Genomic DNA, 22,066 nt, shown 5'->3' with positions numbered 1-22,066 from the left:
CGGTTCGATCGGGCTGCCGAACCGCCTGGGAGTCCGTTAGGCCGCGGCGGCTTGCGAATAGTCCATCTGCTTAAGGTCGGCGATCAGGCCAGGTCCGGTCGGCTGCCAGCCGAGATGCGCACGCGTCCATTCGCTCGACGCCGGCAGGTCGAGGCCGGCGAACATGGCGAGCCACCCGAAATGGTCCGCAGCCTCGTCCTGCGACAGCGAGACCACAGGGACGTTCAGCCCGGCGCCGATCACTTCCGCGATCTCGCGCACCGGAATGCCTTCCTCGGCAACGGCGTTGTAGCGCACGCCGGCTTCCTGCTTGTCCAGCGCCAGACGATAGAGCTTCGCGACATCCAGCACATGCGCCGCCGACCACCGGTTGCCGCCTTCGCCGAGATAGGCCGACACGCCCTTGGCGCGTGTCTGGGCGATCAGCGGTGTGATCAGGCCCTGCTTCACCGTGTCATGCACCTGCGGCAAGCGCACCACCGACACCTTGACGCCCTTCTCGGCCATCGCCGCGCCGGTGAGTTCCGACAAGATACGCGGATTGGGATGGTCGGTGTTGAAGACGTCTTCTCTCGCCGGCTGTCCGTGTTCGGCGGAGCCCATGCCGACACCCGACGTGATGATGAGCAGCCGGTCCGACCCGGCCAGCGCGCCGCCCAGTGCTTCGATCACACGCTTGTCCTTCTCGCAATTCGCGACGAAGTTCGAGAAATCGTGGTCGAAGGCGGTGTGGATCACCGCATCCGATTTCGCCGCGCCGTCGCGCAGGCTGTCGAGGTCTTCGAGGTCGCCGCGATGCGGCTCGGCGCCGGCGGCGACAAGCGACCGCGCGCCGGCTTCGGAGCGGGTCAGGCCAAGCACCTGATGGCCGGCGGCGAGAAGCTCAGGCACGATTCTCGAACCGATGAAACCGGTCGCGCCGGTAAGGAATACACGCATGGGAGGGTCTCCTGTGGTTGTTCGGAGGCCTTATTTGCGCTATAACTCATTCTGTTAAAGTAGTGACTTTATCATGGTATAATTGCCAACAGGATGGCGATGCCCCAAGAGATTGCCAAAAAAGAGACGACCAACAAGCTGGGCACCTTTCTTCGCGATCGCCGCATGCGCCTGGATCCGGCCGCCTTCGGATTCGCCACGGGGCGCCGGCGCACCCAGGGGCTGCGGCGCGAAGAGGTGGCGCAGCGCGCCAATATCTCCCCGACCTGGTACACCTGGCTGGAGCAGGGGCGGGGCGGCGCGCCGTCCGCCGATGTGCTGAACCGCATCGCCACCGGGCTGATGCTGACCGAGCCCGAACGCGAGCACCTGTTCATGCTGGGGCTCGGCCGGCCACCGGAGGTCCGTTACAGGAACGTCGACAGCGTCACGCCGCGCCTGCAGCGCGTCCTCGATGCCTTGGACCCCAGTCCGGCGATCATCAAGACCGCGACATGGGATGTGGTGGCCTGGAACCGGGCCGCGGCAGCGATGCTGACCGACTATTCCAAGCTGCCGCGCGAGCAGCGCAACACCCTGCGCCTGATGTTCGGCAATCCGCGCGTGCGCGACGCGCAGGATGATTGGCAGAACGTCGCGCGTTTCGTGGTCGGGTCCTTCAGGGCGGATGCCACCAGGGCCGGCGCAGGCGCGGAAATCACCCAGCTCGTCGAAGAGCTTTGCCGGATCAGTCCGGAATTCGAGGCGCTGTGGCGCGACAATGATATCGTTCCGCCCCACGGCGAAGGCGTGAAGCGCCTGCGGCATCCCGAGATCGGGCTGATCGAGCTGGAGTTCTCGGTCTTTGCCGTTGACGGCCGGCCCGAGCTCGGCATGATCGTCTACAACCCCGCGACGCAGGCGGATGCGGAACGCATCCGGTCACTGATTGAGTCCCGCTCTGGCTGATGGCGTGTTCCTCAGGCCCTCATCGCCGCGCGTCTCAACGCTTGCGGCGGTTGGCCAAAGCTCCTCATGAAAGCGCGGCGCATGCGCCCGGCGTCGCCGAAGCCACTGTCCTCGGCGATGCGGTCGAGCGGCGCATTGCTGGTCTCGACCGCCATGCGCGCGGTTTCTAGGCGCAGCCGCTCCACCGCCTTGGCCGGTGTCGTGCCGGTCTCCGCAGTGAAGGCGCGAGCGAAGTTCCTCGGGCTCATCGCGGCCTGATCGGCGAGGCGCTCGACGGTCAGCGTCTCGGCGAGTCTGTCGCGCATCCATTCGATCAGTTCGACGAAGCGACCCGAGCGTCCGCCGAATTCCACGAGGCCGGAAAATTGCGACTGACCGCCTGGACGGCGCTGGTGGACGACGAGCTGCTGCGCGGTGCGACGCGCGATCGCGGGGCCGAGATCGTCCTCGATCAGCGCCAGCGCCAGGTCGATGCCGGCAGAGATCCCGGCCGACGTCCACACGCTGCCGTCCTGGATGAAGATGCGCTCCGCGTCGAGCTTCACCTTCGGATAGCGGTGGGCGAAGTCGTCGGTGCTCCACCAATGCGTGGTGGCGGACCGCCCGTCGAGCAGGCCTGCCTCCGCCAGCAGGTAGGCGCCGGTGCACACGCTTGCCGTCCGGCGCAGCTTTGCACGCCGCAGCCAGGCGACGATCTCCTGGGCCGCGGCCATCGAGCGGATGATCTCACCGCCGGAAATGATGGCCGTGTCGAGCGGCTCGGCGTCGGACAGGGGCCGGGCCGCCAGCCGCATGCCGGACGAGCTTTCGACCTCGCCACCGCCCGGCGCCAGCATACTGAGCCTGTAGCTGCCGAGCTGATAGTGCTCGGCCAGCTCGAAGGCTGCCGCCGGCCCGGCCACGTCGAGCAGTTGGAAGCCCGGATGGATGACGATGCCTATCATGCGCATGGCGGTTTTTGCCCGATATATGTCATTTCGGCCAAAACCTATCGGAGCTAGCCTGCCGGTCAAGCGTTGGGGTTGGAAGGATTTAGCCATGAGCCTGCGTATCGTGTTGTGGAGCGCCCTGGGCATCCTCCTGATTTTCGTTACGGCCGGTGCCGCCTGGCTGCTGTCGCTGCCCTCGGCATCGCTGGCCGCGGTGCAGCCGGCAATCGACGCCAAGGAGGCCGACGCCACGCTCGCGGCGCTCAAGCCAAAACGGCCGCGCCCGCTGATCGCGATCATCGGCGTCAATGACGGCACCGAGACCACCGACTATCTGATGCCATACGGCATCCTGCGCCGCGCCGACATCGCCGATGTCGTCGCGCTGGCGACGCATCCGGGACCTGTGCAACTGCACCCGGCCTTGCGCGTCGAGCCGGATGCGACGACAGCGGCGTTCGATGCCCAGCATCCGGAAGGCGCGGACTACGTCATCGTTCCCGCCATGATGCGCGACGACGATCCGGACGTGTTGAAATGGATCAGGGCCCAGTCGGCCAAAGGCGCCATGGTGATCGGCGTCTGCGTCGGCGCCACGGTGGTCGGCGCCAGCGGATTGCTCGATGGCAAGCGCGCGACGACACACTGGTATTCGCTGAGCGAGCTGCGCCAGAAACATCCGTCGATCCGCTATGTCGCCGACCGCCGCTACGTCGTCGACCGAAATGTCGCGACCACCACCGGCATCACCGCGTCGATGCCGATGATGCTGACCCTGATCGAGGCGATTGCCGGCCGCGACAAGGCCGAGGCCGTCGCCCGCGATCTCGGCCTCGTCCATTGGGATGCACGCCACGACAGCGGCGCCTTCAGATTCACGCGGCCTTTCGCGCTGACGGCGATCGGCAACACGCTCGCCTTCTTCAATCATGAGCAGCTCGGCATTCCGCTGACGCCGGGCATGGACGAGGTGTCGCTGGCGCTGGCGGCCGACGCTTGGTCGCGGACCTTTCGCTCCCGCGTCGTCACCTTTGCCGCGAAGGATGGCGCTGTCGTCAGCCGCGCCGGCATCCGCATCCTGCCCGATCAGGTTGCGAGCGATTGGCCGGTAGATCGGAAGGTTTCAGCCATGTCGGACACGCCGCCGGCAAAAGCGCTGGACCGGACGCTCGAGGATATCACGGCGCGCTACGGAGCGCGCACCACCGATTTCGTCGCCATGCAGCTCGAATATCCGCGGACACAGCCGGCCCAGTAAACCGTCGGATTTGAAGCGTCAGCTTTGCCGCTGCCTGCCCGATCGCTTAGCGGGAGCCTCGACGCCGCCCGGCTGCCTTATGTGGTCGATGAAAGCGCGCAACTTCGGCAGCACTTGGTGCCGTTCCGGATAGTAGAGGAAAACGCCCGGCGTGGTCACCGCGAAACGGGCGAGCAGCGCCTGCAGGCGCCCGTCGGCGATCGGCGCTTCGGCGAGCGGGCTCGGCACCTGCGCCAGCCCCACACCCTGGATCGCCGCGGCGAGCAACGACGGATAGTCATGCGCGATCAGCGGTCCGGAGACGATCGCTTCGATGGCCTTGTTGCCGTCGACGAAGGACCAGGGCGCGACCGAACCGTTGGAGCGGCGCAGGCGCAGGCAGGCATGGTCGCGCAGATCCTCGATGCGCTCGGGTGCCGCGCGCCGGCGCAGATAGTCGGGACTGCCGACGACCACCATCGGGAAGGACGGAGTCAGGCGAACCGCGACCATGTCGGGCGCGATCAGGTCGCCCATGCGGATGCCGGCATCGAATCCTTCGGCGGCAAGATCGGCCAGCTCGCCGCTGGCGACGATCTCCAGCTCGATCTCGGGATAGGCCTGGCAGAAGGAGGCGATCATCGGCTCCAGCAGCACCGGCACCACGGCCGGCGGTACCGAGAGGCGCAACAGCCCGGCCGGCCGCTGGCCCATGCCGCGCGCGATCTCGCTCGCGGCGACCAATTCTTCGAAGGCCGGCCGGGCGCGCGCGAAAAAGCGTTCGCCGGCTTCGGTGAGACCGACGCTGCGTGTCGTGCGGATGAAGAGGGCGGCGCCGATGCGCCTCTCCAGCGTGCGTATCGCCTGGCTGATCGCTGACGGGGTGACCGCAAGCTCGGCCGCCGCCTTGCGGAAATTGCGATGTTTCGCGACACTCAAGAAGGCTTCGACGCCGTCGAGCGCGCCATGCCTGATTGTGAAGTTCTGCTTCATGGCCCATCGACTTTATCGCGGATAGTCGCTGGCAGATAGCGGTCGTATCTCTTGCTGACTTGGAAGCCTGAAGGGAAGAGGCAATGACCGACGAACTCGATCGCGTGCGCGATCACTATCGCGCGACCGGCCTGACCGATCGATTGAAGACCGCGCTGGCGGTCTTTGGACCGGAGGAACAGCGGTTGAAGCCCGAGCAACTGGCGACACTCGACCAACTCCACACCCGCGGGCTGGCAGCGACGGCGGAGCTCGCCAATCTTGCCGCCATCACCGCCGGCATGTCGGTGCTCGACGTCGGATCGGGCGTCGGCGGTCCCGCCCGCTTCCTGGCGGCAACCTATGGCTGCAAGGTGACGGGAGTCGATCTCAGCGAGCCTTTCGTCGAGGCCGCGCGCTATCTGACCGCGCGAACTGGGCAGGACGGCAAGGTGTCGTTCGAAACCGGCAGTGCGCTGGCGCTGCCCTTCGAGGACGGCCGCTTCGACGCCGCGCTTCTGCAGCACGTGGCGATGAACATTGCCGACCGGCCGCTGCTCTACCGCGAGATCAGGCGCGTGTTGAAGCCGGGCGGAAAATTCGCCACCTTCGATGTCGTGCTGAATGGCGGCGATCCGCTCTATCCAGTGCCGTGGGCGAAGACACCGGGCGAAAGCTTCCTGCTGACCGCCGAAGCGACTTGCGAGGCGGTTGAAGCCGCCGGCTTCGGCACGCTGGTCCGCCGCGATGACACGGCTGTCGCCAAGGCCTGGTTCGCCGAACTCCGCGCCTCCGGTCCGCCGCCTTCGCTCAATCTCGGCGTCGTCATGGGCCAGGGTTTTGCCGAACTCACCACCAATCTCGGGCGCAATCTCATGCAAGGGCGGCTGGGCATTCTGACAGCAGTGTTCGAAGCCGTTCCCACCAAGGCTTTATAGGAGGTGCGGATGTCACCGGCGATGATTCTGAACATCCAACTTGGGCTCGGCTACGTGCCATGGCTGCTTTGCTTCACCGCCTATATCTGGCCGAGGCTGAGGTCGATGGAACCGGTAGAAGCGCAGCGCGCCATCGCCACGCTGCACAGCTTTCGCTTCTTCGGGCTGGTCTTCCTCGTCCCAGGCGTTGTCGGCCCCGACCTTGCCCCTGGCTTCGCAAGTTTCGCCGCCTATGGCGACTTCGCGACCGGGCTCATCGCCATGCTGGCGCTGCTCGCGGTGGCAAGGCCCGCGATCTTCTGGCCCCTCGTCATCGCCTTCAATGTCGTGGGCGTGATCGACCTTATCGGCGACTACTATCATGGCGTCATGCTCGACCTTCCCGGCCATGCCGGTCAGTTGGGCGCGACCTACGCGATCCCGGTCATCTACGTGCCGCTGCTGATGATCACGCATGTCGCGGCCTTCTATCTGCTGGCGCGTTCGAGGCGCCATCAGCCGGCAACGGCCTAATACATGGGATTTGCCATGTGCTTGGGGGCCGGCCATTCGCCCGTGATTTCGGGCTGCACCGGGCGCTCAAGATAGGTCGACAGCACGACGTAGCTACGCGTCGAGGTGACGCCGGGCGTGTCGTAGAGTCGGGCCAGCAGGCCCTCCAGCGCGCGCGTGTCCTCTGTGCGCAACTTGAGCAGCATGCAGGTGTCGCCGGCGACCGTGTGGATCTCCTCGACTTCCGGATATTTGGAGACCGCCATCAGCTCCGGCGTCTTGCCCCAGCCTCTGGTGTCGATATGCACGAAGGCGAGCAGCGGCTTCTTCACCGCCCTTGGATCGATGATCGCCGAGGTGGTGCGGATGGCGCCGCTGCGCTTCAGCCGCTTGACCCGCTCATGCGCCGCCGGCGGCGACAGGCCGACGCGCTCGCCCAGATCGGCGTAGCTGATGGTCGCGTCCTCGACGAGAACGCCTAATATCTTTCGGTCGATCGGGTCGACCTCGCGGGCCGGTTGCTTGTTCCGCTGAATGTCATCTGTTTCTGCGTCCATATGGAAATTCCCCATTGATACGGAATTTAATTCGGCCATTATGATGATATGTCGAACAGCAATCAATCAGCTTTTATAGCCGCGGCGCCGCGCGCGCCGATTCCGGCCGCCGCCTATCTGCTGACCGGCTGCATCGCCGTCATCGGCTCTAATTCGCTGGTTCTGGGACCGATCGCGCCTGCCGTAGCGGCACACTTCGGCGCCAGTGTGCCGGCGGTGATGACGGCGGCTGCCGCTTTCGGCCTCGGTACATCGGCCAGCGCGCTCTTCCTTGCCCGATATATCGACCGCATCGGCGCGCGCCGCATGTTGCAGGGTGCGTTGCTGCTGCTGGCCCTGGCGCTGGTCGCCAGCGCGTTGGCGCCGACGGTGGCGGCGCTGGTGGCGGCCCAGCTCGTCGCCGGCATTGCCGCCGGCATCGCCATGCCGGCGATCTACGCCAGTTCGGCCGCGATCGCGCCGCCCGGCCGCGAGAGCGGCACCATCGGTGTCGTGCTGACCGGCTGGACGCTCTCGATGGTCGCCGGCGTCTCGCTGTCCGCGGTGCTCGCCGATCTCATCCATTGGCGGGCCGTCTTCGCGGCCGTGGCGTTGCTGGCGGCAGCAGCCGTTGCCGGCCTGGCGATGAGCTCTCTGCACGATGCCAGGAAAAGCGGCCCGGCGCCGTCGCCGCTCGGCGCGCTCGCCGTTCCCGGCATCCTGCCGCTGCTCATTGCCTGCGGCGCCTTCATGACCGCCTTCTACGGCGTCTATGGCTATCTCGGCGACCATCTCCATGAAGCCCTCGGCGAGCCGGTCAGCGCCAATGGCCTGGCGGCCGTCGCCTACGGCCTCGGCTTCGGCGCGGCCGCCTTGCTCGATGGCGTCATCGACAGGCTTGGCGCCCGCCGCGTCATGCCCTTCGCCTATCTGCTGGTCGCCGTCGTCTATGTCGCGATCGCGCTGGCGAGCGGCGGCTTCGGCCCGTTGATCGCGACGATCGCCGTCTGGGGCTTGGCCAACCATTTCGGGCTGAACGTGCTGGTCATGCGCCTCACCGCGCTCGATCCGTCGCGGCGCGGCACCATCATGGGACTGAACAGCGCGGTCACCTATCTCGCCGTCACCGTCGGCACGGCAGGCTTCGGCCCGCTCTACACGAGCCTCGGCTTCGCCAACTGCGCCCTGATCGCCGCTGGATTGATGCTGGTGGCGGCGGGCGCGGCAGCATGGCGGTCGGCCACCCGGCAATAGGCTTGCATCTGCGTTCGCACCTTCGCTAAGGCTGGCTTGCGAACCGGAGTCGCAGCCGATGAAGACGACGCTCGAGATCACCGCCGAGCCCCTGCCGCGGGACCTTGCTTTCCTGGGCGAAAGTCTCACCGCTTTCAATGATGGCGACGTCGGCCCCTCAGGCCGGAAGCCTCTCGTTGTGTTCGCGCGCGACGAGCATGACGCCGTCGTTGCCGGCATATCCGGCTACACCGCCTGGGGCTGGCTTTACGTGCAGTGGCTGTGGGTCGACGAAACGCTGCGCGGAAAAGGCATTGCCGCCGGCATGCTCGACGCCGCCGAACAGGAAGCTGTCGCGCGCGGCTGCCATGGCGCCTGGATCGACACTTTCAATCCAATTGCCGAAAAGGTCTATCGGCGCCAGGGCTACCAGCCGTTCGGCGAATTGCCGGATTTCCCGATCGGCCGCCGCCGCGTTTTTCTGCAGAAGAAGCTGTCTTAGAGAGCAATTCCAGGAAAAGTGTGAAGCGGTTTTCCGTCCGGAATTGCGTCAAGACAAACTAGTTCCTCAACACAGTGATTTTGAAACATTGCAGGCTTGTCGGGCAAGGCTATCAACGTCCGCCAAGGTAGTCGGCGCAAACGTTGGCGATGAGCTGGAGGCTTCTGAACCTCGTCATTCTAGGGCGGAGCAAGGAGCGAAGCGACGCGCGCAGACCCTAGAATCCATTCCGTTACCTGGACCGAAGTGTGCAACGGTGCAGAATTTCTGAACCGCCGCGACGCTTCCAAGTCACGGCATGGATCCTCGGGTCTGCGCGCGTCGCTTCGCTCCTTGCTCCGCCCGTGGATGACCGCAATAGGCGTCTCGGCCAATCGCCAAGGCCTGGGGTCTGCCAACGCACACTAACCAACCGGTCAAAACTTCTGTGTGTTAAGGAACTACCCCGCCAGCTTTCCGCCGCGCAGCGGCTCGGGCGCGCCGGTGGTGCTCGGAAAGCTGATCGGCAGGCCGCGCAGCACGCGCACGGCGAGGAAAGCAAAACATTCCGCTTCCACCGCGTCGCCCTTCCATCCGAGCGTTTCGGCCTGCACCACCTCGACGCCGGCACGGCTTTCGAGCATCGCCATCATCGTCGGGTTGTGGCGGCCGCCGCCGCTGACCGCCAGCCGCTTCGGCCGGCGCGGCAACAGGTCGAGCGCCTTGCCCACGGCCGACACAGTGAAGGCCGTCAGCGTCGCCGCGCCGTCCTCCACGCCGAGCCCTTCGGCCATCGCCGCGGTGAAGTCGAAGCGGTCGAGCGATTTCGGGTAGGACTTCGTCAGGTAGGGATGCTGCAAGAGCCTGGCGAGCCGTTCCTCATCGACCCTGCCGGCAGCCGCCAGCCTGCCGTCGCGGTCCATCTCGCCGAGGCCCTTCGCCTTGATGAAATCATTGACCGGCGCATTGGCCGGCCCGGTGTCGAAGGCGACGATACTGTCCTTGCCATCCCACCAGGTGATGTTGCCGACACCGCCGAGATTGAGCACCGCCGTATTGCCGCTGGCGTCCGCCTCCTTCAGCAGCGCCGCATGATAGGCGGCGGCCAGAGGCGCGCCTTGCCCGCCCGCCGCGACATCGGCCGAGCGGAAATCATAGGCGACCTTGGTGCCAAGCAGCGAAGCCATCAGTTCGCCGTCGCCGAGCTGGCGAGTCCTCCCGATCTTGCCGGGTTGGGGGGCGCGATGCAGCACGGTCTGGCCGTGGAAGCCCACGATGCCGATATCGGCCATGCTCATGCCCTGGCTCTCGACCAGATCCTTGACCGCCGCCGACTGCGCCCGCGTCAGCGCCTCCTCGGCCTCGCGAAAAATCGCCGGCTCCGCTCCCTCGAAATTCCAGGCGCGCGCCTGGCGCAGCGTCTCTTCGAGCAAGGCGCGGATTGATTGCGGGTAGGGGGCCAGGGTGTATGTGCCGGTGTCGGCGATGCGCTCGCCATCCGTCTTGATCAGCGCCACGTCGATATTGCCGTCGAGCACCGTGCCGGTCATCAGCCCGACGGCCCAGATTGGTTCCATGGTCTTGTCCCCGAATCGTCGTCCAACCACGTGTCGGACGGATCGGCTGGAGGATAACGCCTCGATGAAGATGAACAAGCTACGCATGATGGCTGACGCCGCGATTGCCGTTGCCACGGCCGCAACGAGCGTTTCCAGTGCCGCCGCCTCTCAAACCGACGTAACCGTGCCAGATGAGCAATGCGAGCCAGAGCATCAAGAAGTCGAAAGATCGTAGGCCCGCCACAACAAATGTAGGTTAAGTGCTTTTTAGATTTCCATCTGCAGTCTGTCACAGCGATCGGGAAAATGGGGCCGACAATATGGACGCGCGGGAACCCGAAACGTTAGATCGGCGATGCCTCCTTGTCGACGCGCTGAAATCTTTCTCCTCGTCGCCCTCGACGGTGAAAAGCCTCGCGGTGGTAACCGGGCCGGTAGCGAGGAGCCATTGATGGCGCGGCTTGCCCTGAAACTGGCAATTGTTGCGGCAGCGCTGTGGGCAACAGGAATAGCTGGCTGGCTAGCGCTCGGCTTCAAAAATTGGGAATGGCATGAGAGGCTGACGCTTGAGGTCGAAACGCCAACAGGAACCATCTCTGGCGGAAGCGTAGTGGCGGTGAAAGCCGGGACAACGCCAAAATGGTTGCCCGGAGAAGGCGCTGGCGGCATGGGGAGCAAGACGATTGGAGAGGCTTCCTTTGTTGAGGTGTCTCCGGGCAAGTACCTGTTCGCACTATTAGGGAACGAGCTTGATCGTACTTTGACGATCTTTCTTCCCGAGATCGAGGACACCAAGGACAGGGCTGCTGAGTTGGAGACATTGCGTGAGACACGAGACGTGCCACGCAAAAAATATCCCTTGCTTGTTACGTTCCTCGACATCGCCGAGCCGCGAACTGTTCAGAAGGTTGATCCTGACAATCTCGCCGCGAGCTTCGGTCCTGGTGTGATACTTAAGCGGATTACACTCGAAATTACTGACGACGGAGTAACGAAGGGAGGGATTGGGGCCGTTCTTGGTTGGCTCAATGACCCCGCAGTGATGGAAAACCCCGGATGGTCTTCACTCCCCATTGAAAGCCGCAGAGCAATCGGCGCACTTCTGTCACACTTTCCCGACTCGAAAGGTTTACGCGAATGACGACATCGAAGGACTTGTTCTTGGCGGTCCTTGCGATGGATGCCTACGATCGCGCGTTGCTGGATCTCTCTCCACACCGCCCTTGACTGTGACGCGCAGTCGGGCAGTTGAGGTGATTTCAGCACTCCGGCAGGCAAGCCCTTCGCGACGGCCGCAAGCCCTCAATGTCGCTAGTTTTTTGCCGAACGGCCAAAATGGAGCAACGCCCTTCTTGCCTCTTGCTGCATAAGGCGCGAGCCTGTGCGGAGAAAGGGCGTCGGCATCGCCTGACGTCTGGTCGGATTTGCAAGGAGGAAATGCCATGGCAGCCAACGTCGCACTGATCGCTGGCGCCGGCTCCGGCTTAAGCGCCTCGCTGGCGCGGCTTCTGGCCAAGGAAGGCTTCCGCGTTGTCCTTGCCGCGCGCAATGTCGACAAGCTTGCCGCGCTGGTCAAGGAAACCGGCGCGCTGGCCATCGAAACCGATGTGTCGGACGCGGCCTCCGTTGAGCGGCTCTTCGAGGCGGCCGACAAGGCGGGTCTGCTCGAAATCGCCGTCTTCAACGCCAGTGGCCGCACGCGCGGCCCGATCGCCGAACTCGACGCGGAAGCGGTCAAGCAAGCCCTGCTCGTCGGTGCCTATGGCGGCTTCCTGGTCGGCCAACAGGCGGTGCGCCGGCTCTTGGCGCGCGGCTCGGGCTCGATCCTGTTCACCGGCGCCACGGCGAGCCTCAAGGGCTTTTCCGGCTCGGCTGGTTTCGCCATGCCGAAATTCGGCCTGCGCGGGCTGGCGCAGTCGATGGCGCGCGAGCTTTCCCCGAAGAACATCCATGTCGCGCATTTCATCATCGACGGCCAGATCGATCCGGCCGGACAGGCGCCGGAGCCCGAACGTCCGGACCGCCGCCTCTCGCCCGACGCGATCGCCGAGACCTACCTTGCGGTCCATCGCCAGCATCGCAGCGCCTGGAGCTTCGAGGTCGAGCTGAGACCCTGGGTCGAGACGTTCTGACGACCCACTACAGGACTCTTCAACAACGCGTCCCGCCGCGGCTGCGCTATTTTAGAAGATATGCATATTTGATGATGACATTTTAGCGATCTGTAATGTAAAAAGGCGAAAAATAAAGATACCTTTACTTAACTTCGGCGTGCATACTGCGGATTGGTCAGATCTGTTGTCCGGCTCTCCTGCGCGAATTGAGAATGGGCATGCCGCTTACACGTCGCAAGCTGTTTGCAGCCGGAGGCGGAGGGCTGCTGATCGCGCAGGCGCAAGCCGTGGCCACGCCGGCCCAGGCGCAAGACGCTCCAAAACCCATCGTGACCGACAACAAGCTGCGCGTCGCCATGCCGGCTTTCGCCTCCGATCCTTTCTTTCCGGCCGACGGCTCAGGCGACAAGGGTATCGACATGGACCTTGCGCGCGGCATAGCCGCGGAGCTTGGCGTCGAACCCGTGTTCGACCGGTCCGCCGTGACCTTCGACGGCATGGTGCAAAAGCTGACCTCCGGTCAGGCGGACCTGGCGATCGGCAAGCTCAGCCGCACGCTTCAGCGCGGCCGCTCGATCCTCTATTCACGCCCTTATGCCATGCTGCATCAGGGGCTGCTCGCCAATCGCGTGAACCTGGCGCGCATCACGCAAGGCAAGCCGCCCGAACAGATCATCCGCGATTTCTCCGGCGATCTCGGTGTGATCGAAGGCTCGTCCTTCGCCACTTATGCGGCGGCCACTTTCCCGCACGCCACGATCCAGCGCTTCGCGGGCTGGAACACGGTCATCGACGCGATCCGCAACGGCACGATCGACCTTGCTTATCGCGATGATTTCGAGATCAAGAAGCTGATGGTCGACGACCCGTCGATGACTGTCGTCGCGCGCTCGATCACGCTGACCGACAAGGTCGACACAATCGCGGTCGGCGTCAGCCCGGCCAATCCGCATCTCGCCGCCTTTGTCGATCTCTATCTCGATCTGGCAAGGGGCCAGCAGGTCCTCAACACCGACGAGATCATTGCGCGCTATCGCCAGGGGAGCAAAGCCTGACAATGGCCGTCTCGGATGCAGCCGCACCCATGCCTCTCGATTGGCGCCTGGCGGCAAAGCGCATCCTGCGCTCGCCGTTGACGACGATCATCATGATCCTGGCCGGGATTCTGTGCGGACTCTACTACCCGGCATTCGCCCATGCGATCAGCCCTTTGGCGCAGGTCTACCTGAATTTCCTCAAGATGGTCGTGCTGCCCTATCTCGTCTCGTCCGTCATCTTCTCGATCACAGCGATGGTCCAGGACCCGAAATCGGTCCGCTACCTCGGCAAGGTCGGCATCGCCGTGCTGGTCGTGTCGTTCCTCGCCGTGCTGGTGAGCGGCACCTATTCGCTGATCCTCAAGCCTGGCCAGATCGAAAACCCGCAGTCGCGCATCGAGCTCGGCGAGTTCATCAATTCGCAGGGCAGCGTCTCCACCGATCTCGCATTTCCCTTCCAGCCGCCGCCGTCGACCGGGGATCCGAACGGCGGGCATTCGATCTTCATGGATCTGGTGCCCAACAACGTCTTCAACGCGCTGGCCTCGGGCCAGACCATCCAGGTGCTGTTGTTCTGCCTGCTTTTCGGGCTGGCGATGGGGAAAATCCCGCAGCCCTCGTCACTCAGCCTGTCGCAGGCGCTCAACGCGGTGTATCGGGCCTGCACGGTGCTGACCAACTGGTTCGTCTGGGGACTGCCCTTCGCAACCTTCGTCCTGATCGCCGACCAGACCGCGTCGACCGGCACCAAGCCGCTGATGCTGATGGGCGGCTATCTACTGGTGATGGGCCTTTCCTGCCTGACATTCCTCGCCTGCGCGTTTGCGATCATCGCTATACGCTCGCGGCGAAGCTACTGGGCCACGATCAAGACCCTTCAGCCGCTTCTGATGGTGGCCATCACGACGCGCTCCACTGTCGCCTCGCTGCCTTGGGTCATCAATCTTTTGAGCGAACGGCTGCGCTTCAACCTGGTGGTGGTCGAGCTGCTCGTGCCGCTGCAGGCGGCGCTGCTGCGGACCGGGCCGGCGCTGGTCTACACATCCGGCGCCCTGTTCATTGCCCAGCTCTACGGCCATCAGCTGGCGATCCCGGACCTCTTGCTTGTCGGCGTCGTCTCCGCGCTTCTGGCGCTGACGACCGGCGGCATGGGCAGCCTGCTCATCCTCTCGCAGATGTCCATCGTTTGCGGCTATCTGAAGCTTCCCTTCGAGGCGGCATTCGCCCTGTTCGTCGCGGTGGACGCGGCCGTGGACACGCTGATGACGCTGTCCAGCGTCTCCACCGTGGCGGCAAGCACGGCAATGATCGCGCCCAGCCATCGGGAGGCGGCGCAGAGCGCTGAAACCGTCGCGCAAGAGCTCGAAGCCGAGCTCGCCCGATGATCGACGACGCCATCCGTCCGCAGCTCGGCATCATTGGCGGTCTCGGGCCGCTGGCGTCGGCAGACTTCTACTTCAAGCTCACCCGAATGACCGAGGCGCTGCGCGACAACGGGCATGTGCCTTCCGTCATCCTCAGCGTGCCGCAGCTGCCCGACAGGACCGAAGCGATCCTGACCGGTCATGACGGGCCGCTGGCGCCGCTGCAGGCCGCGGTCACAACGCTCAACGCGCTCGGCGTTGCCTGCATCGCCATGCCCTGCAACACCGCCCATCATTGGTACGACAAGCTGGCGGCGAACTCGCCAGCCGAGATCATCCACATCGGCGACGCGGTGGTGGCGGAGATCCGGCGCGGGCTGGACCGGGGCAGGGTAGCGAACCTTGCAACAAGGGGCACCCTGGTTTCCGGTTTCTATCAGCACAGGATAGCGGCGGCGGGGTTCGACCTCTGCCTTCCGCAGGATGCCGAGTTTCAGGAACGCGTCGACAGCGCGATCATGCTCGTCAAGGCCGGTTCGATCGCGCAAGCCGCGGCCGAGACCGAGCGCGCGCTTTATCTCGCGCAAATGGCCGGCGCAGATGTCGCCCTGCTTGGCTGCACGGAACTTTCCGTCGTGGCAGCCAGCCTCGGCGACACGAACGGATTGGTCGTCATCGACAGCAATGCGGCGCTGGCGCGGGCCAGCCTGCAACGATTGGGCTACCCAGTGCAGGAAGCGCGAGGCCTGCCCACCGTCTCATCGCTGCCGGCAGACGGCCGGCCGTCCTTGCGTGTCACCTGGCGGGCGTCCTAAGCGCGCAAGCTTCCATCGCTTCGCTGTCGATATCCGCTTGCCAGCGGCTAATGTGCTCCAGGTCATAAAATCTTTGAGAGAATATTTTCCGCCTCCCGTTTGAGAGGAAATGCGCTTCTTTGCCCGAGCGGGCAGCATTGGTGATGCTTGGTATCAAGGCTTCGCATCCCGCCAGGCCCAAATGATTTCAGGATCGCAAGGAACGTATCATGTCCGAACGCGGCAACGCTTCAAAGTCTCTCGTTACGTCAATCACCAGGCGCGCCGGACTGGCGGCGCTTCTCGCCACGACATTGGCCGTCATCGGCCTCAACGCGCCGTCGCCGTCCTTCGCCGAGGAGAAGAAGGCGATCAAGGTCGGCATCATCAGCGGCGAGGATGAGGATGTCTGGCGAGTCGTCACCGCCGAGGCGGCCAAGAAAGGGCTGACCATCGAGACCGTTGTCTTCAACGACTATACCCAGCCCAACGAAGCGCTGGAGCGCGGCGAGATCGATGCCAACGCCTTCCAGCACAAGCCCTATCTCGACAACCAGATCAAGACGCAAGGCTATCACATCGTGCCGGTCGGCTATACCGGCGTCTGGCCGATCGGGCTCTATTCGAAGAAGCACGCCAAGGTCGCCGACCTGCCGGAAGGCGCTGTCATCGGCCTGCCCAACGACCCGTCCAACGAAGGCCGCGCGCTGCACGTGCTGGAGCATGAAGGCCTGATCAAGCTCAAGGATGGCACCGGCATCCTGGCGACCACCGCCGACATTGCCGACAACCCGAAGAAGCTCGAGATCAAGGAGCTCGACGCCGGCATCGTCGGCCGCTCGGTCGACGATCTCGACGCCGCGGTCGTCAACACCGACTGGGCGCTGAAGAGCGGCCTCGGCCCGGAAAATCGCATCGCGCAGGAGCCGGTGGCCGACAATCCCTACCGCAACTTCATCGCGGTCAAGATCGGAAGCGAGAACGAGCCCTGGGTGAGGACGCTGGTCGCCTCCTACCAGAACGAGACGGTCAAGGCCGAGTTCGACAAGGTCTACAAGGGCACCGGGATCAGCGCCTATTGACCGGCGCATGGTTGGCAGAAATGGGCGGTCCGCTGTTGAGCGGACCGCCGTCGCGTTTGCGTGGCACTGAAACGGACATAGAGATGAACCAGCACGTCACCGCCGGACTTGCCGATCCGGTCCGCGTCGAGCCGACCGGGCGGGAAGACGTTGTCCGTCTCGTCGATCTGAAGCGCCGCTTCGGCGCGACGGCGGCGCTCGACGGCGTCTCGCTGACCGTGAAGAAGGGCGAGATCCTCGGCATCATCGGCCGCAGCGGCGCCGGCAAGTCGACGCTGATCCGCTGCCTGAACGGGCTGGAGCGAGCGGATTCCGGCGAGGTCTTCATCGAGGGGCGCGAGATCAGCCGCCTCGGCGAGCGCGAGCTGCAGCCGCTGCGCCGCCGCATCGGCATGGTGTTCCAGCATTTCAATCTGTTGTCGGCCAAGACCGTCGAGGACAATGTCGCGCTGCCGCTCAAGATCGAAGGACGTCCGCGCGCCGAACGCATGGCCCGCGCGGCCGAGCTGCTGCAACTCGTCGGCCTGTCGGAGAAAGCCAAGGCCTATCCCGCTTCGCTGTCGGGCGGCCAGAAGCAGCGCGTCGGCATCGCCAGGGCTTTGGCCGCGCGGCCGGCGCTGCTCTTGTCGGACGAGGCGACATCGGCGCTCGATCCGGAAACGACGCGCTCGATCCTGGCGCTGCTCAAGGACATCAATTCCAGGCTCGGCCTCACCATCCTGCTGATCACGCACGAGATGGAGGTGATCCGCTCCATCGCCGATCGGGTGGCGGTGATCGACGCCGGCCGGATCGTCGAGGAGGGCGCCGTCTGGCAGGTCTTCGCCGATCCGAAGTCGGAGATCACCCGCAGCCTGCTCGGCGGCATCCGGCCGCAACTGCCGCCCGAGATTGCCAGCCGGCTGGTTCCGGGCGAAGGGGCGGAAACGATCCTCCGGATCGACGTCGCCGGCGAGGCGGCGCGTCGCCCGCTGCTGTCCGAGCTTGGCGCCAGCGTGCCCGGCGCGTTCCGGCTTGTGCATGGCGGCATTGACCATGTGCAGCAGGAGCCGGTCGGCACGCTGTTCGTGGCGGTCCCTGGAGCCGACGCAGCCCATCTGGCGGCGGTTATCGCTTTCCTGAAGAACCGCGGCGCGCGGGTGGAGGTGCTTGGCCATGTCGCCGGTCCTGTTTGAACTCCTGCTTCGTTCGATCTGGGAGACGGTGCTGATGACCGGCGCGTCCGGTCTGATCTCGCTTGTCTTCGGCCTGCCGCTCGGCCTTGCCCTGGTCGCCACCGATCGCGGCGGCATCGCCGAAAGCCTTTGGGTCAACCGCATCCTCGGCGCCGTCATCAACGGTTTCCGTTCGGTGCCGTTCATCATCCTGCTGGTGGCGCTGATCCCGGTGACGCGGCTGATCGTCGGCACCTCGATCGGTACCTGGGCGGCGATCGTGCCGCTGTCGATCGCGGCGACGCCCTATTACGCGCGCATTGCCGAAGTGTCGCTGCGCGAGGTCGACCACGGGTTGATCGAGGCGGCGCGCGCCATGGGCGGCAACCGCTGGACGATCATCCGCGAGGTGCTGGTGCCGGAGGCGCTGCCGGGCATCGTCGCCGGCTTTACCGTGACGCTGGTGACGCTGGTCGGCGCCTCGGCCATGGCCGGCGCCATCGGCGCCGGCGGTCTCGGCGACCTCGCCATCCGCTACGGCTATCAGCGCTTCGAAACCAGCGTCATGGTCGCCGTTGTCATCGTGCTCATCGTGCTCGTCTGCGGCATCCAGTGGATCGGCGACCGGCTGGTCGCTCGTCTGGATCATCGCGGATGATGTGCGGCATCCGAACGCAATTTGCCGCAAAAGCCGGGAATTGAGCGCTGGCTTGCTCTGTTTGCAATGAGATTGGTCGGCGCTTTTCTTCACCCGTAATGACACGCATGCCATCGTGCGGCGGGTCGCCAAGGCAATTCCGGGAAAAGCGCACGGCGATTTTCTGTCCGGAATCCGAAGACATAGAGTTGCCGCCAACAGGAGCCTGTCCATGCCCAGAATAATTCCGGTGCTCGATCTCGACCGCCTGGAGCAGGGTCCATCCGAACTTCGAACTTTCTTGTTTGATCTACGCACCGCCGCCCGCGATGTCGGTTTCTTCTATCTGAGCGGCCACGGCATCACCCAGCCGGAGATCGACGCGGTGCTGAGTGCCGCGCGCGGCTTCTTCGCCTTGCCGGAAGCCGACAAGCTCGCCATCGAAATGGTGAAGTCGCCGCAGTTCCGCGGCTACACGCGCGCCGGCGGTGAACTGACCAGGGGCAAGGCCGACTGGCGCGAGCAGCTCGACATCGGCGTCGAACGCGCGACCATTGCGCAAGGGCCGGGCGTGCCGGCCTGGACGCGGCTGCAGGGCCCGAACCAGTGGCCGGCCGCGCTCCCCGATCTGAAGCCGGCGTTGCTCGCCTGGCAGGCCAAGACGACCGATGTGGCGATCAGGCTGCTCAAGGCCTTCGCGCTGTCGCTCGACCAGCCGGAGGACGCCTTCGATGCGATTTATCGCGGCGAGCCGAACCACCGCATGAAGATTGTGCGCTATCCCGGCCGCGACACGACCGGCGACGACCAGGGCGTCGGCGCGCATAAGGATGGCGGCTTCCTCACCCTTTTGCTTCAGGACGAGAACAAGGGGTTGCAGGTCGAGTATGACGGCAGCTGGGTCGATGTCGACCCGATCTCGCGAACGCTGGTCGTCAACATCGGCGAGCTGCTTGAACTCGCCTCGAACGGCTATCTCAGGGCGACCGTGCACCGCGTCGTCACGCCGCCCGCCGGCGTCGAACGGATTTCGGTGCCGTTCTTCTTCAGCGCCCGGCTCGACGCCACCATCCCGCTGCTCGACCTGCCGGAGGAGCTGGCGGCCGAGGCGCGTGGCCCGGCCAGCGACCCGGACAACCCGCTGTTCCGCAATGTCGGAACCAACGTGCTGAAAAGCCGGCTGAGGTCACATCCCGACGTAGCGCGGCGCCATTATGCGGATCTGTTGGAAAAAGCATCGGCCGCCGGCTGACGACTTCCCGATGATTAAGCGAGATTTTTTCGCTATCTCGGTCTTTTTTGGAATTTCGTTCGTGGAAAATACGCCGCCGAGACCCCAAATAGGTTGCATCGCTCGGTGTTTTCCTCCCATTGCGCCGGGTGATGTTCCCCTCTGAAGGTTATGACCTTCATGCTTGGCCGGGCCGCTTTCGCGCCCGGCCTTTTTCTTTCAAATGCTTTAGAGATGCCTTGATCAGGCGAAGGCGATACTGATCGCGACAAAGTGGCGTAAAGCATGTCTCCCGAAAGTGGGAACCGGTTTCGGGATAGAGACATGCGTAAACCAAAGACCTAAAGCGCATGGAGCGAATCTGAAAGATCGCGACGCGCTTTAGCTCATCAGCTTCGGCAATCCCGCCGCCAGCGCGTCGATGGCCAGCCGCACCTTCAGCGGCAGATGCGGCGTCTGCAGCCAGAGGGCGTGGCAATCGTAGAGATAGTCCGGCTGGCCAGGCAGCACGCGGACGAGCTTGCCCGCTTCGACACGCTCACGCACCAGCCAGTATGGCAGCCAGGCCAGTCCCATGCCTTCGCTCGCCGCGTCGGCGATCGCATCGAGATCGTCGAGACGCAATCGACCGACCGGCGCGAACTCTGCAACGGAACCGTCATCGCGCGGGAAGAGCCATGGCTGCAACACATGGCCGAGCCGCCGGTAGACGATTGCCTGATGGGTGGCGAGGTCCTCCAGATCGGTGGGCTTGCCGAAGGTCTCGATATAGGACGGCGAAGCGCAGACGACCATGCGCTGGCGCGCGACTCGGCGCCCGATGATTCCAGCCCGATCATCCAGCGCGCCGGTACGGATCGCCAGATCGAAACCATCCTCGACGAGATCGGCGAAACGGTCGCTGAGCGACAGGTCCAGCTCCAGCGTTGGATGGCGCCGCGCGAGCGCGAGCAGGATCGGCGTGACGCAGTGCCGGCCGAGATGCGCGGGCATCGTCACCCGCAGTTTCCCGCGCGGTTCGGACAATTGGTCGGCTGCCAGCGCATCGGCCGCCTGCGCTTCCGCCAGCACGATCCTGCAGCGCTCATAATAGGCGCGCCCGAAATCGGTCAGGCTCTGCCGGCGCGTGGTGCGGTTGATGAGCCGTGCGCCGAGCCGCTCCTCAAGGAAGCGGACATGCTTGCCGACCATCGGCCCCGAAAGGTCAAGAGCCGCCGCGGCGGCCGTGAACGAGCCGAGGTCGATGGCTTTCACGAACACTTCCATGCTTTCGAGGCGATCCATATTGAAAACCTGTCGTTTTGACTGTTCTGCCTGAGCAGCGATTTATCGGCTCTCCACGCCCCTGCATAGTTCCATTCCATCGAATGGATTTGGAGTTGCATGGATGGCAAGGGTTGTTCGCTTTCACAGTCACGGCGGTCCCGAGGTGCTTCGCATCGAGGAAATGGAGGTTCCGTCGCCAGGTCCTGGCGAGGTGCGGATCCGCGTCAGGGCACTGGGCTTGAACCGCGCCGAAGCCTCGATGCGCAACGGCACTTACATCGAAACGCCGTCGCTGCCGTCAGGCCTCGGCCTTGAGGCAGCCGGCCCTGTCGAGGCGATCGGCGAGGGCGTCGCTGGTTTCGCGCCGGGCGATGCGGTCAGCATCATCCCGCCGCGATCGATGGCGCGCTGGCCTGCCTATGGCGAGCTTGTGACCTTTCCGGCCGAGCTCGTCGTCAAGCATCCGCCGTCGCTTTCGTTCGAGGCCGCCGCCGCGACCTGGATGCAATATCTCACCGCCTATGGCGCGCTGATCGATATCGCCCATCTGTGCCCTGACGAGCCCGTCGTCATCACCGCCGCTTCGAGCAGCGTCGGGCTCGCCGCCATCCAGATCGCCAACAGAATTGGCGCCGTGCCGATCGCCGTCACCCGGACATCGGCCAAGAAGACGCCATTGCTCGATGCCGGCGCTGCGCATGTCGTGGCCTTGGCTGAGGACGATCTCGAGGCGCGGCTGAGAGAAATCGCGCCGCAAGGCGTGCGCGTCGTGCTCGACCCCGTCGGCGGCCCGATCTTCCCGCCTCTTGCGGCCGCAATGGCGCGCGGCGGCATTCTCATCGAATATGGCGGCCTCAGCCCTGAGCCGACGCCGTTCCCGCTGTTTGAGGTCCTGGCGAAGACGTTGACGCTGCGCGGCTACCTTGTCCACGAGATCACCGGCGATCCCGCCCGGCTGCAAACAGCCAAGCGCTTCATCCTCAATGGCCTCGCATCGGGCGCGCTGAGGCCGATCATCGCCAGGACGTTTCCGTTCGAGGCGATCGCCGAGGCGCACCGCTTTCTCGAGGCGGGCGAACAGTTCGGCAAGATCGTCGTGACTATGTGAGGGCCTGAAAGGATC

The 22,066-nt window shown here is 64.7% G+C and carries 23 protein-coding genes; 17 read left to right on the top strand and 6 right to left on the bottom strand.

From position 1 onward, the window contains the following. Positions 1-36 precede the first annotated feature (36 nt). Positions 37-939 (bottom strand): SDR family oxidoreductase, encoded by a 903-nt coding sequence (locus EJ069_RS17620; protein WP_126062387.1) that lies wholly within the window; start codon positions 937-939, stop codon positions 37-39. A 99-nt stretch (positions 940-1,038) separates the two neighbouring features. On the opposite strand from EJ069_RS17620, the gene EJ069_RS17615 reads away from it, so the two are divergent. After that, a complete protein-coding gene (locus tag EJ069_RS17615; RefSeq protein ID WP_126062386.1) occupies positions 1,039-1,887 on the top strand; it encodes a helix-turn-helix transcriptional regulator in 849 nt (282 codons plus the stop codon). Between the two features lie 11 nt (positions 1,888-1,898). On the opposite strand, the gene EJ069_RS17610 is transcribed toward EJ069_RS17615, so the two are convergent. Further along, on the bottom strand, positions 1,899-2,831 hold the full coding sequence (locus EJ069_RS17610) for a GlxA family transcriptional regulator (protein WP_189476508.1): 933 nt from the start codon (positions 2,829-2,831) through the stop codon (positions 1,899-1,901). Between the two features lie 94 nt (positions 2,832-2,925). Between EJ069_RS17610 and EJ069_RS17605 the strand changes: the two genes are divergently transcribed. After that, positions 2,926-4,074: a DJ-1/PfpI family protein gene (locus EJ069_RS17605; protein ID WP_126062384.1), complete on the top strand. Its 1,149-nt coding sequence runs from the start codon at positions 2,926-2,928 to the stop codon at positions 4,072-4,074. An 18-nt stretch (positions 4,075-4,092) separates the two neighbouring features. On the opposite strand, the gene EJ069_RS17600 is transcribed toward EJ069_RS17605, so the two are convergent. Continuing rightward, complete coding sequence (locus EJ069_RS17600; protein WP_126062383.1) at positions 4,093-5,046, bottom strand: LysR family transcriptional regulator; 954 nt, start codon at positions 5,044-5,046, stop codon at positions 4,093-4,095. An 83-nt stretch (positions 5,047-5,129) separates the two neighbouring features. Between EJ069_RS17600 and EJ069_RS17595 the strand changes: the two genes are divergently transcribed. Together EJ069_RS17595 and EJ069_RS17590 are read left to right on the top strand one after the other, a co-directional pair. Beyond that, positions 5,130-5,963, top strand: coding sequence for a class I SAM-dependent methyltransferase (locus EJ069_RS17595; RefSeq protein ID WP_126062382.1), 834 nt, complete (start codon positions 5,130-5,132; stop codon positions 5,961-5,963). 9 nt (positions 5,964-5,972) lie between these two features. Next, a complete protein-coding gene (locus EJ069_RS17590) occupies positions 5,973-6,476 on the top strand; it encodes a hypothetical protein (protein ID WP_126062381.1) in 504 nt (167 codons plus the stop codon). Here the strand turns inward: EJ069_RS17590 and EJ069_RS17585 are convergent. After that, positions 6,473-7,012, bottom strand: coding sequence for an Lrp/AsnC family transcriptional regulator (locus EJ069_RS17585; protein ID WP_126062380.1), 540 nt, complete (start codon positions 7,010-7,012; stop codon positions 6,473-6,475). The two genes, EJ069_RS17590 and EJ069_RS17585, sit on opposite strands and share 4 nt — an antisense overlap. 48 nt (positions 7,013-7,060) lie before the next feature. On the opposite strand from EJ069_RS17585, the gene EJ069_RS17580 reads away from it, so the two are divergent. Both EJ069_RS17580 and EJ069_RS17575 read left to right on the top strand, forming a co-directional pair. Continuing rightward, a complete protein-coding gene (locus EJ069_RS17580; RefSeq protein WP_126062379.1) occupies positions 7,061-8,245 on the top strand; it encodes an MFS transporter in 1,185 nt (394 codons plus the stop codon). 58 nt (positions 8,246-8,303) lie between these two features. Next, the gene (locus EJ069_RS17575) at positions 8,304-8,726 is read left to right on the top strand and encodes a GNAT family N-acetyltransferase (RefSeq protein ID WP_126062378.1); all 423 of its coding nucleotides are present in this window, start codon (positions 8,304-8,306) and stop codon (positions 8,724-8,726) included. 440 nt (positions 8,727-9,166) lie between these two features. Here EJ069_RS17575 and EJ069_RS17570 read toward each other — a convergent pair whose 3' ends face one another. Next, entirely contained in the window at positions 9,167-10,282 is a 1,116-nt protein-coding gene (locus tag EJ069_RS17570) for an anhydro-N-acetylmuramic acid kinase (RefSeq protein WP_126062377.1), read from the bottom strand. 64 nt (positions 10,283-10,346) lie between these two features. Between EJ069_RS17570 and EJ069_RS32790 the strand changes: the two genes are divergently transcribed. From EJ069_RS32790 to EJ069_RS17525, 10 genes are all read left to right on the top strand, one after another. Beyond that, positions 10,347-10,499 carry a hypothetical protein gene (locus EJ069_RS32790; RefSeq protein ID WP_189341698.1) on the top strand — a complete coding sequence of 51 codons (153 nt, stop codon included), beginning with the start codon at positions 10,347-10,349 and terminating at the stop codon, positions 10,497-10,499. Between the two features lie 216 nt (positions 10,500-10,715). After that, entirely contained in the window at positions 10,716-11,405 is a 690-nt protein-coding gene (locus EJ069_RS17565) for a hypothetical protein (RefSeq protein WP_126062376.1), read from the top strand. A gap of 301 nt (positions 11,406-11,706) precedes the next feature. Beyond that, positions 11,707-12,396: an SDR family NAD(P)-dependent oxidoreductase gene (locus tag EJ069_RS17560; RefSeq protein WP_126062375.1), complete on the top strand. Its 690-nt coding sequence runs from the start codon at positions 11,707-11,709 to the stop codon at positions 12,394-12,396. Positions 12,397-12,596: 200 nt separating this feature from the next. After that, positions 12,597-13,433, top strand: coding sequence for a transporter substrate-binding domain-containing protein (locus EJ069_RS17555; RefSeq protein WP_189475856.1), 837 nt, complete (start codon positions 12,597-12,599; stop codon positions 13,431-13,433). A 29-nt stretch (positions 13,434-13,462) separates the two neighbouring features. Continuing rightward, entirely contained in the window at positions 13,463-14,800 is a 1,338-nt protein-coding gene (locus EJ069_RS17550; protein WP_245456155.1) for a cation:dicarboxylase symporter family transporter, read from the top strand. Continuing rightward, the gene (locus EJ069_RS17545; RefSeq protein ID WP_126062373.1) at positions 14,797-15,594 is read left to right on the top strand and encodes an amino acid racemase; all 798 of its coding nucleotides are present in this window, start codon (positions 14,797-14,799) and stop codon (positions 15,592-15,594) included. The genes EJ069_RS17550 and EJ069_RS17545 overlap by 4 nt, the downstream gene beginning before the upstream one ends. A 209-nt stretch (positions 15,595-15,803) precedes the next feature. Then, positions 15,804-16,655 carry a MetQ/NlpA family lipoprotein gene (locus EJ069_RS17540; RefSeq protein ID WP_126062372.1) on the top strand — a complete coding sequence of 284 codons (852 nt, stop codon included), beginning with the start codon at positions 15,804-15,806 and terminating at the stop codon, positions 16,653-16,655. Positions 16,656-16,738: 83 nt separating this feature from the next. Beyond that, complete coding sequence (locus EJ069_RS17535) at positions 16,739-17,830, top strand: methionine ABC transporter ATP-binding protein (protein WP_126062371.1); 1,092 nt, start codon at positions 16,739-16,741, stop codon at positions 17,828-17,830. Then, a complete protein-coding gene (locus EJ069_RS17530) occupies positions 17,811-18,467 on the top strand; it encodes a methionine ABC transporter permease (protein WP_042638989.1) in 657 nt (218 codons plus the stop codon). Before EJ069_RS17535 ends, EJ069_RS17530 begins: the two co-directional genes overlap by 20 nt. A 211-nt stretch (positions 18,468-18,678) precedes the next feature. Further along, positions 18,679-19,698 carry an isopenicillin N synthase family oxygenase gene (locus tag EJ069_RS17525; RefSeq protein ID WP_126062370.1) on the top strand — a complete coding sequence of 340 codons (1,020 nt, stop codon included), beginning with the start codon at positions 18,679-18,681 and terminating at the stop codon, positions 19,696-19,698. Positions 19,699-20,058: 360 nt separating this feature from the next. On the opposite strand, the gene EJ069_RS17520 is transcribed toward EJ069_RS17525, so the two are convergent. After that, positions 20,059-20,961, bottom strand: a complete 903-nt coding sequence (locus EJ069_RS17520; RefSeq protein ID WP_126062369.1) for a LysR family transcriptional regulator — start codon at positions 20,959-20,961, stop codon at positions 20,059-20,061. Between the two features lie 103 nt (positions 20,962-21,064). On the opposite strand from EJ069_RS17520, the gene EJ069_RS17515 reads away from it, so the two are divergent. Further along, a complete protein-coding gene (locus EJ069_RS17515) occupies positions 21,065-22,051 on the top strand; it encodes a zinc-dependent alcohol dehydrogenase family protein (RefSeq protein ID WP_126062368.1) in 987 nt (328 codons plus the stop codon). The last annotated feature ends 15 nt before the right edge of the window (positions 22,052-22,066 follow it).

The organism is Mesorhizobium sp. M2A.F.Ca.ET.043.05.1.1, from assembly GCF_003952445.1.
Classification (GTDB): domain Bacteria; phylum Pseudomonadota; class Alphaproteobacteria; order Rhizobiales; family Rhizobiaceae; genus Mesorhizobium.
The sequence above is the reverse complement of the archived record's forward strand: the minus strand, read 5'-3'. Positions and strand labels throughout refer to the sequence as shown.